This is a genomic window from ANME-2 cluster archaeon (assembly GCA_014237145.1).
In the GTDB taxonomy this organism is placed as follows: Archaea; Halobacteriota; Methanosarcinia; order Methanosarcinales; family Methanocomedenaceae; genus Methanocomedens_A.
Genome location: JAAXOC010000012.1, coordinates 9008 through 9746 on the forward strand (window position 1 = coordinate 9008; position 739 = coordinate 9746).

2 protein-coding genes (both cut by a window edge) are annotated in these 739 nt (G+C 46.0%); both read right to left on the reverse strand.

The genetic code is table 11. The annotated features are described in order from the left end of the window. Positions 1-14: the 5' portion of a hypothetical protein gene (locus HF974_02315; protein ID MBC2697174.1), read on the reverse strand. 1681 nt of this gene lie to the left of the window's left edge; only the first 14 of its 1695 coding nucleotides appear in the window; the start codon lies at positions 12-14; its stop codon lies off the left edge, out of view. After that, on the reverse strand, positions 1-739 hold part of the coding region annotated (locus HF974_02320) for a hypothetical protein (protein MBC2697175.1) (this coding region is incomplete at its 5' end). Its footprint begins 12 nt before the window's first position; 739 of 751 annotated nt are visible. The genes HF974_02315 and HF974_02320, both read right to left, overlap by 26 nt.

The following is a 739-nucleotide window of genomic DNA, read 5'->3' on the forward strand; positions in this document are numbered from 1 at the left end:
AGTGTTTTCAACATTGCTGATGACCGGTGCTGTAGTATCAGAGATGGTTGCAGTAGTGAAACTGAACTCACTTCCATCACCTGCATTACCGCTTGCATCAGTGCTGTAAACCATATAGTAGTAGGTTGTATCTGCACTCAATCCAGCCAGTGAAATGCTGTGCGAGCTAACCAGTGAAGTATCGGATTCGTTATCCGTGTAAACACCGGGCGTCGTACCGTACTTGACAACACTGTCACTGTCTTCGTCAGTATCCCAGGAAATGGTTACTGAATTGGTTGTCAGATCAGTGTTTTCAACATTGCTGATGACCGGTGCTGTAGTATCAGAGATGGTTGCAGTAGTGAAACTGAACTCACTTCCATCACCTGCATTACCGCTTGCATCAATGCTGTTCACAACGAAGTAGTATGTCGTATTCGCAACCAATCCTGTCAGCATAATGCTGTGCGATGTCACCATCGTTATATAGGATTCGTTATCTGTGTAAACACCGGTTTCGGTGCCATATTTGACAAGACTGTCACCCACTTCATCGGTAGTCCATGTGATGTTTACCGAGTCGGTTGTTGGAGTGTTACATACAACATTGGTTATGACCGGTGGTGTGGTGTCTTCCGCTCCACCTGATATGGTGAATGTACCATCCACATCGGTTGCATCAATGGCAGTACCGTCGGTCTGCTCGAGTTTAACAACAGTAATATTCAGATCGCATTCGTCACCAGCATCCCCAACC